The following is a 14753-nucleotide window of genomic DNA, read 5'->3' on the forward strand; positions in this document are numbered from 1 at the left end:
CGGACGCAAGACTGCATTGCGCCGTATCAAGAATTTCTGGGGGACTCCGCGTGGCTAGTGCCGATCTCAAGGTCCGGCCCGTTTCGGGCAAGGCCGACACCAAGGCGTTCATCGAGCTCGCCTACCGCCTGAATGGCGACGATCCGAACTGGGTCGCCCCGCTCCGCGAAGAGGTGGCGGGAACGATCAGTCCGAAGAAGAACGGCTGGTTCAGCCACGCCGAGGCGCAGCTGTTCCTCGCCGAGCGCGGCGGCAAGGTCGTCGGCCGCATCTCCGCGCACATCGATACGCTGGCGCTGCAGATGCCGCCCGAGCAGGGCTTCGGGCCCGGCACCGGCTTCTGGGGCCTGTTCGAGGCGGAGGACGCCGAAGTCGCCGCCGCGGTGATCGCCCAGGCCGAGGACTGGCTGCGCGCCAAGGGCATGACCAAGGCGCTCGGCCCGGTGAGCCTGTCGATCTGGGAAGAGCCCGGCCTGCTGGTGAAGGGCCATGACCATTCGCCGACGGTGCTGATGGGCCACCATCCGGCCCGCTACCAGGGCTGGATCGAGGCGCAGGGCTATGGCCCGGCCAAGAAGATCGTCACCTATGAGCTGGACATCAGCAAGGAATTCCCGCCGATCGTGCAGCGCATCGTTGCCGCCGGCGAGAAGAATGCGCGCATTCGCATCCGCGAGGTCAACAAGGCCAAGTTCGCCGAGGAAGCGGCGATCATCCTCGCCATTCTCAATGATGCTTGGGGGGATAACTGGGGCTTCGTGCCGCTCACCCAGCCTGAGGTCGACGATGTCGGCAAGAAGCTGAAGCCCCTGGTGTTCAACGACCTGATCCGCATCGCCGAATATGACGGCGAGCCGGTGGCGTTCATGGTCACCCTGCCCGACCTCAACGAGCCGCTGAAGCCGCTCAAGGGCTCACTGCTGCCGTTCGGCTGGGCGAAGCTGCTGCTGTGGCTGCGTCGCCCCAAGGCGCGGACGATGCGGGTGCCGCTGATGGGCGTGGTGAAGCGCCTGCAGAGCTCGCGCATGGCGAGCCAGCTGGCCTTCATGATGATCGAATATATCCGCCGCGCGTCGGTCGCCAATTACGGCGCGAGCCGGGGCGAGATCGGCTGGATCCTCGACGACAATCAGGGAATGATCGCGATCGCCGATGCGATCGAAAGCAAGATCAACCGCGAATATCTGATCTATCAGAAGGCCCTGTAATCCGGGCGGTAGCAGCGGGCGGTGGTGACCGCCCGCTGCACGTCGTGGGTCAGCGGGTCGCGAGCGGGTCGACGCCGGTGTCCTTGATCCACTGATCGCGGGTCTTGCACTTGCGTGTGGGGGCGATGCGCGTACCGGTGGGCGCCTCGGACTGCACGCACACCCGGACCGAACCGGCTTCCGTCTTCGCAACGCCTTCGACGCGCTTTTCCTTGTCCGATGCCGCGCTGGCCGGGACGGCGGCGACGCCAATCAGGGCGCAGGCGCCGAACAGGGTGGCGCCAATGCGAGCAGTACGAGCGAAGTTGGTCATGTCTCTTCTCCTGAAAAAGGCGTGCGGGATCGTTCCGCCGCACGCGATGCGGGGGTTGGTACGCGTCTTGAAATGTCAGAGGTGGTTGCGGGCGATCAGTATTCGCGGAAGGGATCGTTGCCTTCGCGGATCCACGCCTCGCGGGTCTTGCACTGCTTGATCTTCTTGTCCGTGCCGTCGGCCGCCTTGCGCTCGACGCACCAGACGAACCGTCGGGCGATCGGGTCCAGCGTGCGAAGATCCTTCTTCGGGACCGCCTTGGCCTGCTCGGGCTCCGATGCAGCCTGGGCCGATGCAGCCGCGGTCAGGGTCGTGGCGAGCAGCGCGGCGGCCGGTATCAGGCCGAGGATGTTGGGTCTGCGAATTGCGCTCATGTCAGGTTCCTGTCTGCTTCAAGGGCCGACGCTCCTTCGCTTTCGCCGGTACCTCGAAGTATTGCAGGACCCGTGCCAGTTTCCACTGCCACGCATTTTCAATGACTTAGCCCAATTCATCGAAGTGTAATACTGCTATAATACGGCACGAATTGCCAAGATTTGGCGCCAAATACCAACCCAAATGCCACGTTTTGAAAGAGATTGACGGGCGCGCCGCGCCTAGCGCAGCGTCACCCAGGTCGGCGCATGGTCGCTGGCCTTCTCACGGCCGCGATAGTCCTTGTCGACGCCGGCGCCGGTGAAGCGATCCGCCGCCTGCGGGCTGAGCAGCAGATGGTCGATGCGGAATCCCGCGTCGCGCTGCCAGGCGCCCGCCTGATAGTCCCAGAAGGTCCACACCCCGCCCTTGGGGAAGCGGGTGCGCAGCGCATCGGTCCACCCCTGGGCGAGCAGCTTCCGGTAGCGCTCGCGCGATTCCGGCTGCATCAGCGCATCCTCGGCCATGGCGCGCACCGAGAAGGTGTCGTCGTCATTGGGGATGACATTGAAGTCACCCGCCAGGATCGCCGGCCGCTCCTCGGCGAGGAGCTGCGCCGCCCGGTCGTAGAGCCGGTCCATCCAGCGCAGCTTGTAGTCGAACTTCGGCCCGGGCTGCGGGTTGCCGTTGGGCAGATAGAGCCCGCCAATGATGAGGTCGCCGACCTCCGCCTCGATATAGCGGCTATGCGCATCCTCGGGATCGCCCGCGAGCCCGCGCTGGCGCTCGACCGGCTGCTGGCCCTTGGCGAGGATCGCGACGCCGTTGAAGCCCTTCTGGCCATGCCACACCGCGCCGTATCCCGCCGCCTCGATCGCCGCCACGGGCAGCGTGTCGTCGGAGCTCTTCAGCTCCTGCAGGCAGACGATGTCCGGCTGCTGCTCGGTAAGATACTCGACCAGGCGATCGATGCGCGCCTTGATGCCGTTGACGTTGTAGCTGACGATTTTCAAAGGGCTGCGCTCAGATCGAGAAGCTGGTGCCGCAGCCGCAACCGGATGCCGCATTGGGGTTGGTCACCGCGAAATGCGCGCCGCCGAGATTGTCGATGAAATCGACCTGCGCGCCGCGGACCAGATCGAGGCTGACCGGATCCACCACCAGCCGCACCCCATCGACCTCGGCGACGCTGTCATCGGCTTCCACGCCTTCGGCGAGGCCGAAGCGATACTGGAAGCCCGAACAGCCGCCGCCTTCCACCGAAAGCCGGAGGATCGCGGGCTTGGCCTGCTTGGTGGCGATCGCGGCAACGCGCGCCGCGGCGGCGGGCGTCAGCGCGATGGCGGGCTGGTCGATCGTGGTCATGGGCGTCAGATAATGCGCCCCTGCCCGTCCGGCAATGCGCTCAGCGCTGGCCGCGCGGACCGCCCACGCCGCCCGAGGCCGGGGCCTGCGCGATATATTCGCCCGACTGGATGAACGGGATCGGGTTGATCGCGCGGCCGTCGAGACGAACCTCGTAATGGAGGTGTGTGCCGGTCGAGCGGCCAGTCGAACCCATCAGGCCGATGATCTGGCCGCGACGGACGCGGGTATTGTCCGCCACAAGGATCTTCGAGAGGTGGCCGTAGCGCGTTTCCATGCCGCGACCATGGTTGATCTCGACGAGGTTGCCGTATCCGCCCAAGCGACCGGCGTGCGACACGATACCGTCTGCGGTCGCGTAGATCGGCGTGCCCATCTCGCCGGGGATGTCGACGCCGGCATGCATCGCCGCCGTGCCGCGGAACGGATCCGAACGGACTCCGTAATGCGAGGTGAAGCTGACATGCTGCACCGGCTGCATCGACGGGATCGAGATCGTGCTCGATTCGATCGAGTCGAGCTTCTTCCACGTCTCGAACAGGGTGCGGAACTGCGCGTCGGCATCGGCGGTGGTGGCTGCAGCGGCGTCCTCGTCGCTTGCAGCCTCGTACGGGCCGCCCATCGCGACGTTCACCTTGACGAAGCGGTTCGGCGCCAGCCCGAGATGCTGGATGTGTGCGGCGGCGTGGCGCACCCGCGCCTCGCCGACCTTCTGCGCCTGCGCGGCGAGCGCGACCTGGCGCGCCTCGACCTTGCGCAGCGGGGCGATGATCTCGTCGGTGAGCGCGCTAGTCTGCTGCGGCACGGCCTTGAGATCGGCTTCGAGCACCGAGCGATCGGCCTTGCCCGAGACGACGGCATTCAGCACCGCTTGGCGCTGCTCGATCTTGGCGGCCTGGAGCCTGGCGGCGTCCTTGGCGGCGGCGACTTCGGCGCGCATGCGGACCACCTCAGCGCGCATCGCGGCAACCTGCGCCTCGGGCGAACCCGCCACCGGTGCAGTATAGGCGATCGCCCCGGCCATCGCCTGCGACATGCCATAGCCGGAGAAGAGCACGGTCAGCGTCGCGGCGGTGGCGAACAGCGCCTGGGAGCGGCCGCCGACACTGAAGCGGCGCAGCTTGCCGCCTTCGTGGAGAATCACATCGCGGGTGGTGAAGAAGCCCCGGAACTTGCGTGCGAATTCGTCGTTCTTGCGTTCAGACGGTACAGCCATGAGTCCCCGGCGCATTCATGGAAGCGAAGCCGGTGCGACCCGACCTTCTACTTCAGGATGATGCGGACGGATTGGGCAGCCCCTGACCTCGCCGTCCCGCTTGGGGACTCTTTTGGAGGATAATCAGCCAGCGGCAAGCGCTTGGTAGTAATCGCGCGTCAGACCGGCTGCTTCGCGCGCCGAGTCGTTGAACGGCGGCTTAACGGCCCCGCGAAAATGGGTGCGGACCAGGCTGTGCCAGGTCGTTTCGGGCGTGCAATCGTCGGCCTTGCAGGCCGACTCAAACCACTCCGTACCAGCCCTTACGTGTCGTACCTCATCGGTGACAATGCGGGTCAGAATCTTCACGGTGACGGTGTCGCCGGCCACGTCGAATCGCTCGATCGTGGCGGGCGTGACGTCTAGTCCGCGCGCCTCGAGCACCATCGGCACCACGGCCAGACGCGCCTTGACATCGTGCGCGGTCTCGGTCGCCGCATCCCACAGCCCGTCATGCGCCGGGAGCGCGCCATAGTGGCTGCCAAGGCTGCGCAGCCGCCGGTCGAGCAGCGCGAAATGCATCGCCTCGTCGGCGCCGACGCGCATCCAGTCGTCGGTAAAGCCGGTCGGGAACTGCGCGCCGAAGCGGCCGATCAGATCGAACGCCAGGTCGATCGCGACGAATTCGATATGCGCGAGCGCATGGATCAGCGCGATCCGGCCGCGCTCGGAGCCGCCCTTGCCACGCTTGGGCATGCGGTTCGGCGGCAGCAGCTCGGGCGCATCGGGGCGCGCGGGACGATCGGGCATGGCGACATCGAAGCGGAAGTCGAGCCGTCCCAGCCGCCAGTCGCGCGCGGCGGCACGCGCTTTCATCACCTTGTCGGTCGGGTCGGCGGCGTCGAGCACCGCCCGCACCGCCGCGCCCACGCTGCGTCGCTCGGTCACCCGAGCGCCTTTGCCGCGTTCAGCACCTCGGCGGCATGGCCGGGCACCTTCACCTTGCGCCAGGCGCGGGCTAGCTTGCCGGACGCGTCGAACAGGAAGGTCGAGCGCTCGATGCCCATATATTTCTTGCCGTACATCGACTTCTCGACCCACACGCCCAGCGCCTCCATCAGCGCACCATCCTCGTCGGTGGCGAGCGGCACGGTGAGGTCGTACTTCGCGGTGAACTTCTGGTGCTTGGCGGGCGGGTCCTTCGAGATGCCGAGGATCTTCACGCCGAGCGCGGCGAACTCGGGCATCAGCGCGGTGAAGTCCTGCGCTTCGCGGGTGCAGCCCGAGGTATCGTCCTTGGGGTAGAAATAGAGGACGAACGGCGCGCCCGCGCCCCATGCGGGGAGCGCGAGTGCGCTGCCGTCCGCCGCCACCAGCGCGCTGTTGGGGAGCGCCTCACCCTGCTCGATGCTCATCATCTGGTCTCCGTCAATTGCCGGCCTGGATCGCGGCCCAGCATTGGCGCACCTCCTGCCGCGTCGCGTCCAGCGTCGCAACCACCGCTTCCCAATCGGGCAGGCCGAGCGCGCGGGCGATCAGCGCGCGGGTGCGCTCACCCGGCGGCTGCGCATCGGGCGCGACCAGCCGCAACGTCACCAGCAAGCGGGTTAGGAAGTCGTGCGCCGGACGCAGCGCCGCGGGCAAGATCCCCTGCCCCACCAGCGCGTCGATCGCCCTGCCCAGTTGCGGATCGAAGCCGGTGCGGTGGCAGAGCTGCTGGACATGGACCGCAAACTCCAGGTCGACCAGCCCGCCGTCGAGCAGCTTGGCGTCCAGCGGCCCCGCGGGCGGCTTGTGCGCCGCCATGTCGGCGCGCATCTTGGCTGCGTCGGCAAGGATGTCGCGCTCGGGCCGGGCGCCGTGCAGCACGCGGTCGATGATGGCCTGCACCTGCGCGCGTGCTTGCGGAGCGCCGAAGACCGGCCGGGCGCGGGTGAGCGCCATATGCTCCCAGGTCCAGGCGTCCTTTTCCTGGTAGCTGGCGAACCCTTCCAGCGAGACCGACAGCGGGCCCTGGGTACCCGAGGGCCGCAGCCGCGTATCGACTTCGTAGAGCGGGCCCGCCGCCGTCGGCACCGACAAGGCTGCCGTCACCCGCTGGGCCAGCCGGTTATAATAGGTCACCGCGCCGAGCGGCCGCCGCCCGTCCGATTCCGCCGCATAGTCGCCGGTGAACAGGTAGATCAGGTCGAGGTCGGAGGCGTGGGTGAGCGCGCCGCCGCCCATCCGCCCCAGCGCCAGGATCACCAGCTCGCTGCCGGGTACATGGCCATGCTGGCTGGCGAACTCCGCGATGGTGGCGGCGGTGAGCACTTCGATCGCCGCCTCGGCGACGCGGGCGTATCCGGCCGAAACGTCGAGCGGATCGCTTGCCCCGGCGACAATCTGTGCGCCTAGGGCAAAGCGCTTCTCGTTGACCAGTCGGCGGACATGCTCAAGCCGCCACTGATAGTCCGCGCCGCGCTCCTCGGCGGCCATCGCCGCCATCAGCTCGGCCACCTCGCCCACCGGCGCCAGCGCGCTCGCATCGATCAGCCCGTCGAGCAGTTCCGCGCGGCGGCCGAGCTGTTCCGCCAAGGTGGGCGCGTGGCTGAGGATCGCGCTGAGCAGCCGGGTGAGCGCCGGCTGCGCCTCGAGCAACCGGAAGATGTTGACCGCGCTGGGCAGCCGCTTGAGCATCGCGTCGAAGCGGGTGATCGCGTGTTGCGGATCGGGCGCGCCGCCGAATCCGGTCATCAAGGTGGGCAGCACCGCCTCCAGCGCGCTCTGCGCCGCGGGGCTGCGCAGCGCCGGGTAGGTGGCACCGCGCCAGCCTTCCACCACGCGGCGCGCGACCTCCGCATCGGGGAAGCCCGCCTGTGCCAGCCGCTCGCCGAGCAGATCGGGATCGCTGGGCAGGCCGCTGCCGCCACCATCGGCCAGCGCGTCGTAGATCCGCCCGACCCGCTCGACATGCGGCTGGAGCAAGGCGATCAGCGCGGCGCCGTCGTCCAGGCCGTGCAGCCGCGCGACATGATCGAGCGCGGCGGGATCGCTCGGCAGCGTATGGGTCTGGCGGTCGTCGATCATCTGCAGGCGATGCTCGATCGTGCGGAGCAGCACATAGGCCTCGTCGAGCGCCGCCGCCTCGCCCGCATCGATCCGTCCCGCCGCCGCCAGTGCGGCGAGCGCATCGCGGGTGGCCGGCACGCGCAGCGCCGGATCGCGGCCGCCATGGATCAGCTGGTGGATCTGCGCGAAGAACTCCACTTCGCGGATGCCGCCCCTGCCCCGCTTGAGATCATAGCCGGGGCCGAAGCGCTGGCCCTTGTGGTGATGGTCGCGGATGCGGCGGGAGATGTCCTGAATCTCGCGGATCGTGCCGTAGTCGAGCGCGCGGCGCCACACGAAGGGGCGGATCGCGTCGAGGAAGCTCTGGCCGAGCGCCCGGTCCCCGCCGACCGCACGGGCGCGGATGAAGGCGGCGCGCTCCCAGGGCAGCGCCTGGCTTTCATAATAGCTGATCGCCGCCTCCACCGGCAGCGCGATCGGCGTCACCTCGGGCGAGGGGCGCAGCCGCAGGTCGACGCGCAGCACATAGCCGTCGCCGTCGCGCGCCTGGAGGATCTCCAGCACCCGCCGGCCGATCCGCACCGCCGCCTCCTCGGGCACTTCGCGCGGTCGGCACGGCAGCGTTGCGGGATCGAAGATCAGTATGGGGTCGATGTCCGACGAATAGTTGAGCTCGCGGCTGCCCTGCTTGCCCAGCGCGATCGCGGCGAAGCCCTGCGGCGCCGCATCCGGTGTGCGCTCGCGGATCGCGGCGCGGATCGCGCGGTCGAGTGCCTCGTCGGCGAAGTCGCTGAGCAGCCGCGTGGTGCGGCCGAAGTCATAGGCGCCGGACAGGTCGCCGATCGCCGCGATCAGCGCCAGCCGCCGCCGCTGGATGCGAAGCGCCTGCGGCTCGGCCATGTCCTGGGTCGGGACGGCCGAGACGTGGATCGGATCGGCAAGCGCCGCCGCGGGATCGGCCGCGATGTCGCTTTCGCGGCCCAAGACCAGTCCAAGAAACGGAGAATGTTCGGGAATCCGCGCGAGTGCGGCGGCGAGAGCGGTTTCGGTCACGCAACACCCTGTCGTTGAAAAACCATATATCTGCGATGAATTGCAATTATCGCAGGCAACGAATCTGCGGGAGGACGGTTTGGATACCGTGGTTCAGACAACTCCCTCACGTGCCCAGGCGGCAGACACTGCGACTCCCTGTCGCATCGAGCCGCCGCGTGCGTGCGACGGGATCGGTCGGGCCATCGCCAACGCCTATGCGCGCGACCTCGGTCTGCCGCAGGACATGGCGGTACTGCTCGCCAAGCTGAACGACCGCGATCCCCGCTGCCACTGGTAGGCGTCACCGCCCCTGCATGTCCCGGTGGGCGTTCGGCATGCGCACGGTCAGCCCGTCCAACGCCTCGGTGAGCAGGATCTGGCACGCGAGCCGGCTGGTCCGCACCGCGCCCATCGCAAGATCGAGCATGTCCTCTTCCGCCTCGCTTGCCGGGGGCAGCCGATCGAAATCGGCGGGCGCGACGATCACATGGCAGGTCGAGCACGCCATCTGCCCTTCGCACGTCCCTTCCAGCGGCTGACCGGCATTCTGCGCCACTTCGAGCAGCCGCGCGCCGGGCGGTGCCTGCACTTCCTGCACCGCCCCGCCCGCCGCTTCGAACCGCACCCGGATCATGCAGCCACCCGCTGGGCATCGGCGGCGGCGCAAAGGCGGTCGAGTGCGGTCATCAATTCCTCCTCGGTGGTCATCCGGCCGAAGCCGATACGAATACTGGAACGCGCCTGCGCGTCCGAAAGCCCCATTGCGCGGAGCACATGGCTCGGCCGGCCCGAGCCGCTGGCGCAGGCCGAGCCGGCGGAAAAGGCGATGTCGCGCAGGTCCGACATCAGCCGGGCGACGTCGAGGCCCTCGCGGCGCAGGTTGAGGTTGCCGTGGTAGCGGTTGGAGGCGGAGCCGTTGAGGGCCCAACCTAAAGTCCCCCTCCCGCTTGCGGGAGGGGCTAGGGGAGGGTGCGTGAGGGTAGCGGGCTGCTCCGTGAAAGAAAGAACCGCCACGTCGCACCCTCCCCCGTCCCCTCCCGCAGGCGGGAGGGGGGATAGTTGGAGGCGCTCCGCGGCCAGTCCGAACAAGCGGGAGACATGTGCGGCGTCGCCTTCGGCTCTAGAAGCGGCCACCTTCGCCGCAGCCCCGAATCCCGCGCACAGCGCCGGCGACAGCGTCCCCGAGCGCCCCAGTGCCTCCTGCCCGCCGCCATGCAGCAGCGGCGTGAGCGTCACCCCGTCGCGAACCCACAGCGCGCCGATGCCCTTGGGCCCGTGGATCTTGTGCGCGGAGATCGCGACCAGGTCGCAGGTCGGCGGAATCGGCACCCGGCCATAGCCCTGCACCGCGTCGCACAGGAACAGCGCGCCGGCTTGGTGTGCGATCTCGACCAGTTCGGCGATCGGCTGGGTTACGCCGATCTCGTTGTTGACCAACATCGCCGCGACCAGCCCGGTGCCGGGCACGATGGCAGCGCGGGCGGCATCCAGATCCACCAGCCCGTCGGTGCCGACCGGCAGCACGATTACCGGCCGCCCGGTCGCGGCAACGGTATCGAGCACCGCCGCGTGCTCGGTAGCGAGCGTCACGATCGGCCCCATGGTGCCCTTGATAGCCCAGTTGAGCGCCTCGGTCGCGCCGCTGGTGAAGGCCAGGCTACCGCCCGGCGGCAGCATCGCGCCCACCTGTGCGCGCGCGACCTCCACCGCCGCCCTGGCCGCGCGCGCCGGCGCGTGGGGCGAATGCGGGTTGGCGTGCTGCGACTCCAGCCAAGGCAGCATCGCCGCCAGTGCCTCGGGGGCGAGCGGCGTGGTCGCCTGATAGTCGAGATAGATCATGCCGCCCGCGCCCGTGCGTCCTCGAAGGTCGCGCGCCAGAGCTCGGCAAAGCGATCGACGTCCGCCTCGGTCGTGCTCCGCCCGAAGCTCACCCGCACGACTTCGCGCAGCGCGGGCTCCGCCCAGCCCATTGCGGTCAGCACATGGCTCGGTCGCATGCTGCCCGAGGAGCAGGCGCTGCCCGCCGACACGGCAACGCCTGCGAGATCGAAGCGGATCAACTGCGCCGCCGACGAGACGCCGGGCATCCGATAGGCGCCGATCAGCGGACTGCGCGGGCTCTCCCCGCCGACGACCGTGCCGCCGGCGCCAAGGATCGCCGCCTCCAGCCGCGCGCGAAGCTGGGCCATCGCGCCGAGATCCTCGGATACTTCCACAGCCGCCGCATAGCCGAGCGCGCCAGGCAGGTTCTCGGTCCCCGCCCGATATCCCTTTTCCTGCCCGCCCGTCGGCAGCAGCACGCCCAGATCACGCGCCAGCAGCGCGCCGATCCCCGGCGGCCCGCCGCGCTTGTGGGCGGAGACCGCGACCAGGTCGGCATGGCGCAGCACCTCGCCATCGGCATGCGCCGGCATCTGCGCAGCATCGACCAGCAGCAGCCCGCCCGCGCCGTGGACGATGTCGGCGATCGCCGCGATGGGCTGCCGCACGCCGGTCTCGCTGTTCGCCCATTGCACGCAGACCAGCGTCCGATCTGCGCCGTCCAGCGCCGCCGAAAGGGCGTCGAGATCAACGATTCCGCCGGCGGTCACCGCTAGCGTCGCCGCGCCCTCGCCCAGTCGCAGCACGGCATCATGCTCCACCGCGGTGATCAGCCGCCGCGCGGCGACGCTCCGATTCATCGCGATCGCCAGCGATTCGCTCGCGCCGCTGGTCAGCAGCAGCTCGTGCGCCCAGCCATAGGCCGCCGCGATCCGCCGCCGCGCATCCTCCAGCGCCGCGCGCGCCGCCCGCCCGTCGCCATGCGGCGAGGAAGGGTTCGCCCAGCGCGTCATGCCCTCCATCACCGCCGCCACCGCCTCCGGCAGCATCGGGGTCGTCGCGGCGTGATCCAGATAGAGTCGAGCGGCCAATGGCGTTCCAATTGCGTGAAGGGACCCGCTGCCTATATAGCGACCATGTTCCTGCGCTCCACCGCGCATCTCCCTATCGAACAGGATCCGCCTTGCCCGAAGTCATTTTCCCCGGACCCGAAGGCCGCCTCGAGGGCCGCTTCGCCCCCGCCCCGCGCCCGCGCGCACCGGTCGCGATGATCCTCCACCCGCATCCCAATGCGGGCGGCACGATGAACAACCGCATCGTCCAGGATCTCTACAAGACCTTCCAGCGCCGCGGCTTCGCGACGCTGCGCTTCAATTTCCGCGGCGTCGGCAAGAGCCAGGGGACCTTCGACAACGGCATCGGCGAGCTCTCGGACGCCGCCAGCGCGCTCGACTGGGTGCAGAGCTTCCACCCCGAAGCCTCGTCCACCTGGGTCGCAGGCTTCGGCTTCGGCGCTTGGATCGGCATGCAGCTGCTGATGCGCCGCCCGGAAATCCGCGGCTTCATCTCGGTCGCGCCGCCGGCGAACATGTTCGACTTCACCTTCCTCGCCCCCTGCCCCAGTTCGGGCATCATCATCCAGGGCGAGCAGGACGAGGTCGTCACGCCGGGCGCGGTGCAGAAGCTGGTCGACAAGCTGCGCACCCAGAAGCACATCACCATCCATCACGACACCATCCCGGGCGCGAACCACTTCTTCGAGCATGAGATGGATCAGCTGATGGGGTCGGTCGACCGCTATCTCGACATGCGGCTCGATCCCAACTGCCCGATCCGCTGAGGATTGTTGCGGCTCAGCGCGGCGCGAATGTCGCGCTGAGCCAGCGATCGACCGCGGCGGTGGCGGGATAGTCCGCCTCGCCCAGTTGCCGGTTCATCGCGACATGGCCGCGCAGGCCCCGGCCCTCGAACCCCTGCACCGTAACCTTCGATCCTTCCGCACGCAGCGCCTTGGCCAGAGCTTCGGACTGGCGCGTGCCGTCCTCACGCTGGACGTGCAGGATCAGGAACGACAGCACGTTCGGCCCCTTGGTGTGCGCGATCGGCGACAAGGCACGCTGCCGCGCCGGATCGGTGCCGAACGCCTCGGTATAGATCGGCCGCATGAATCGCCCGGCCTCCGCCATCTGCGCGGGCACGTCGTAGGCTGCGCCGTCCAGCAGCACCACGCCGCGCAGCTGGTCGAGCATCAGGTCCCGGCCATGCATATAGCGCGGATCGGTGGCGACCAGCGCGGCGAGATGCGCGCCGGCGCTATGCCCCATCAGCACCATGCGGTTCGGGTCGAAGTGCAGATCGCGGGCATGCGCCACGAGCCAGGCGAGCGCGCTCGCCACGTCCTGCGCCTGCTGCTCGACGGTGGCGCCGGGCACCAGCCGATAGTCGATCGTGGCGAAGGCGTAGCCCCTGGCCGGGAAATGCCGAATCTTGGCGTCTCCGGTCGCATCGTCCTTGGAGCCATGCTCCCAGCCGCCGCCATGGACGAAGACGATCAGCGGCGGCGCGCTGCGGGTGAAGACGGTCGGCGGATAATAGTCGAGCTTCTGCTGAGGCGCGGCGCCATAGGCGAGGTTGCGCTTCGGCGCGAAGGCGGCGGGCGCCGCCGGTTCCACCTGCTGCCGGGCGAGCACGGGCGGACCCGCGAGGAACAGTCCGGCTACCACCCATCCGATCGCGCGCATCCTGGCTCTCCTGCTGCGGGCGACAGGATATCGCAGATGGGCAAGCGCGGGCGACTCGAAATAGGTCGCAAGATGTCGCAGACAAAGGCGTCGGCGGGCGATCTTGGCAAAGGCCGCAGTCAAAGCGCTTCGTCATCCCCGCGAAGGCGGGGATCCATTGGCGCTGATGGCGCGGTTCTTTCTACAAGCGCACAGGCGAATGGATTCCCGCCTTCGCGGGAATGACGATGGCTTGAGGCGCCGTTGTCCCGTCACTTGCATGGTCCCTCCCGCCCGACGAGCGGTTGGGCCCTACACCGTCCAGATCAGCACGTTCGCCAGAATCACCAGCGCGCAGAGCAGCATCAGCACCCCGCGCTGCCGATCGCCGCGGCGGAGCACGGTCACCCCGCCCCAGGCGAGCGCCAGCACCGCCAGCATGGCAATGCCCATGGTCAGCGGATAGAGGCCGGCAAGCCCGCTCAGGTCACCACCGCCCATACGGTCAGGCCCGTGACAACGCAGACGCAGCAACAGGCCGCGCCCGCCGCCAGCTTGGGATCGCTGCGATAGGCGATACGCAGCGCGAACCAGAGGAAATGGCCGAGCGCCAGCGTGCCAATGCTCGCCACACGGGCAACCGCCCCGCCAAACGGACTCCCGCGATCATTCCGTGCCCCCGAGCGTCCGTGCATAATCCTCCTGGTCGACGTTGCCGCCCGAAACGATCACCAGCGTTCCGGGTTCCGCCGAAACCTTGCCGGCGAGCAACGCGGCGATTCCCGCCGCCCCGCCCGGCTCCACCACCAGGCGCAGCTTTGCCGCTGCCCAGCGCTGCGCTGTTCTGATCTCCCGCTCGCTAACCGCAATGCCGGTTGCACCACGCCGCGCAAGCACCTCGAAGGTAAGCGAGGAAACCCGCTGCGTCTGTAGCGAATCGCACGCCGTCGGCGGCGGATTGTCTCCAACCGGTTCGATCCAACCCGATTCGAGACTCCGGCGCATGTCGTCCCAGCCTTCGGGCTCGACGGGGAAGATCTCCGTCTCGGGCAGCGCCAGCGCGATCCCGGCGGAGAGACCACCCCCGCCGCAGGGCACCAGCACCCGTGCCGGGGCTTTCAGCCCGGCCTCGGCCATCTGCCTGGCAGCCTCGATCCCGGCGCTCCCCTGCCCTTCGATGATCCAGGTGTCGTCGAAGCTGGGCACCAGTGCCGCGCCGCGGGCATGGGCGAGCTGCTCGGCGATCTTCTCGCGGCTTTCGGTGCCGCGGTCATAGCGCACCACCTCGGCGCCAAGCGCCAGCGTCGCCTCGAGCTTCACCTTGGGCGCATCGGCCGGCATCACGATCACCGCGGGAATGGCCAGCCGCTTGGCCGCCCAGGCAACGCCCTGCGCATGGTTGCCGGAGGAAAAGGCGACCACGCCCTTGTCGCGCACCCGTTCGTCGAGCGCGGTCAGCCGGTGCCATGCGCCGCGAATCTTGAAAGCGCCGATCGGCTGCAGGCTTTCGGCCTTGAACGCGACGGGTACGCCGCGCACCTCCTGCACCAGCAAGGGCGTCGGCGGGAGGATCGCCGCGAGCTTGGCGGCGGCATCGCGAACCCCGGCGCGGGTGGGCTGTCGCAGAATCGTCACAGGGTATCCCTCACCGTGAAAAAACGGACCCCGGAATCACTTTACACAGGGGACCG

General features: G+C 68.7%; 18 protein-coding genes. 3 read left to right on the forward strand and 15 right to left on the reverse strand.

Going from position 1 to position 14753, the window contains the following annotated elements; genetic code table 11:
* Positions 1-50: 50 nt before the first annotated feature.
* On the forward strand, positions 51-1208 hold the full coding sequence (locus tag QZ670_RS07945; protein ID WP_294253729.1) for an N-acetyltransferase: 1158 nt from the start codon (positions 51-53) through the stop codon (positions 1206-1208).
* A gap of 49 nt (positions 1209-1257) precedes the next feature.
* On the opposite strand, the gene QZ670_RS07950 is transcribed toward QZ670_RS07945, so the two are convergent.
* From QZ670_RS07950 to QZ670_RS07985, 8 genes are all read right to left on the reverse strand, one after another.
* Positions 1258-1521, reverse strand: a complete 264-nt coding sequence (locus QZ670_RS07950) for a hypothetical protein (RefSeq protein WP_294253730.1) — start codon at positions 1519-1521, stop codon at positions 1258-1260.
* 95 nt (positions 1522-1616) lie between these two features.
* Positions 1617-1895 carry a hypothetical protein gene (locus QZ670_RS07955; RefSeq protein ID WP_294253731.1) on the reverse strand — a complete coding sequence of 93 codons (279 nt, stop codon included), beginning with the start codon at positions 1893-1895 and terminating at the stop codon, positions 1617-1619.
* 222 nt (positions 1896-2117) lie between these two features.
* A complete protein-coding gene (gene xth / locus QZ670_RS07960) occupies positions 2118-2888 on the reverse strand; it encodes an exodeoxyribonuclease III (RefSeq protein ID WP_093297481.1) in 771 nt (256 codons plus the stop codon).
* Between the two features lie 10 nt (positions 2889-2898).
* A complete protein-coding gene (gene erpA / locus QZ670_RS07965) occupies positions 2899-3240 on the reverse strand; it encodes an iron-sulfur cluster insertion protein ErpA (RefSeq protein WP_294253732.1) in 342 nt (113 codons plus the stop codon).
* Positions 3241-3280: 40 nt separating this feature from the next.
* A complete protein-coding gene (locus tag QZ670_RS07970) occupies positions 3281-4456 on the reverse strand; it encodes a M23 family metallopeptidase (protein WP_294253733.1) in 1176 nt (391 codons plus the stop codon).
* 123 nt (positions 4457-4579) lie between these two features.
* Entirely contained in the window at positions 4580-5383 is an 804-nt protein-coding gene (locus tag QZ670_RS07975; protein WP_294253734.1) for a ferritin-like domain-containing protein, read from the reverse strand.
* Complete coding sequence (locus QZ670_RS07980; protein ID WP_294253735.1) at positions 5380-5853, reverse strand: peroxiredoxin; 474 nt, start codon at positions 5851-5853, stop codon at positions 5380-5382. Before QZ670_RS07980 ends, QZ670_RS07975 begins: the two co-directional genes overlap by 4 nt.
* Before the next feature lie 10 nt (positions 5854-5863).
* On the reverse strand, positions 5864-8539 hold the full coding sequence (locus QZ670_RS07985; RefSeq protein ID WP_294253736.1) for a bifunctional [glutamine synthetase] adenylyltransferase/[glutamine synthetase]-adenylyl-L-tyrosine phosphorylase: 2676 nt from the start codon (positions 8537-8539) through the stop codon (positions 5864-5866).
* Between the two features lie 88 nt (positions 8540-8627).
* On the opposite strand from QZ670_RS07985, the gene QZ670_RS07990 reads away from it, so the two are divergent.
* Positions 8628-8819: a hypothetical protein gene (locus tag QZ670_RS07990; protein ID WP_294253737.1), complete on the forward strand. Its 192-nt coding sequence runs from the start codon at positions 8628-8630 to the stop codon at positions 8817-8819.
* 3 nt (positions 8820-8822) lie between these two features.
* Here QZ670_RS07990 and QZ670_RS07995 read toward each other — a convergent pair whose 3' ends face one another.
* From QZ670_RS07995 to QZ670_RS08005, 3 genes are read right to left on the reverse strand one after another with little or no spacing between them, the layout of a single operon-like run.
* Complete coding sequence (locus QZ670_RS07995; protein ID WP_294253738.1) at positions 8823-9155, reverse strand: 2Fe-2S iron-sulfur cluster-binding protein; 333 nt, start codon at positions 9153-9155, stop codon at positions 8823-8825.
* Complete coding sequence (locus tag QZ670_RS08000) at positions 9152-10360, reverse strand: cysteine desulfurase family protein (protein WP_294253739.1); 1209 nt, start codon at positions 10358-10360, stop codon at positions 9152-9154. The genes QZ670_RS07995 and QZ670_RS08000 overlap by 4 nt, the downstream gene beginning before the upstream one ends.
* Positions 10357-11433, reverse strand: coding sequence for an aminotransferase class V-fold PLP-dependent enzyme (locus QZ670_RS08005; RefSeq protein WP_294253740.1), 1077 nt, complete (start codon positions 11431-11433; stop codon positions 10357-10359). The genes QZ670_RS08000 and QZ670_RS08005 overlap by 4 nt, the downstream gene beginning before the upstream one ends.
* Between QZ670_RS08005 and QZ670_RS08010 the strand changes: the two genes are divergently transcribed.
* Entirely contained in the window at positions 11433-12182 is a 750-nt protein-coding gene (locus QZ670_RS08010) for an alpha/beta hydrolase (protein WP_294253741.1), read from the forward strand. The two genes, QZ670_RS08005 and QZ670_RS08010, sit on opposite strands and share 1 nt — an antisense overlap.
* A gap of 13 nt (positions 12183-12195) precedes the next feature.
* Here the strand turns inward: QZ670_RS08010 and QZ670_RS08015 are convergent, their stop codons facing one another.
* From QZ670_RS08015 to QZ670_RS08030, 4 genes are all read right to left on the reverse strand, one after another.
* Entirely contained in the window at positions 12196-13083 is an 888-nt protein-coding gene (locus QZ670_RS08015; protein WP_294253742.1) for an alpha/beta hydrolase, read from the reverse strand.
* Between the two features lie 291 nt (positions 13084-13374).
* Positions 13375-13563: a hypothetical protein gene (locus QZ670_RS08020; protein ID WP_294253743.1), complete on the reverse strand. Its 189-nt coding sequence runs from the start codon at positions 13561-13563 to the stop codon at positions 13375-13377.
* Positions 13545-13694 carry a hypothetical protein gene (locus QZ670_RS08025; RefSeq protein WP_294253744.1) on the reverse strand — a complete coding sequence of 50 codons (150 nt, stop codon included), beginning with the start codon at positions 13692-13694 and terminating at the stop codon, positions 13545-13547. Before QZ670_RS08025 ends, QZ670_RS08020 begins: the two co-directional genes overlap by 19 nt.
* A gap of 34 nt (positions 13695-13728) precedes the next feature.
* Positions 13729-14697 (reverse strand): threonine/serine dehydratase, encoded by a 969-nt coding sequence (locus QZ670_RS08030; protein WP_294253745.1) that lies wholly within the window; start codon positions 14695-14697, stop codon positions 13729-13731.
* Positions 14698-14753 lie beyond the last annotated feature (56 nt).

It is taken from the genome of uncultured Sphingomonas sp. (assembly GCF_913774285.1).
Taxonomy (GTDB): Bacteria; Pseudomonadota; Alphaproteobacteria; order Sphingomonadales; family Sphingomonadaceae; genus Sphingomonas.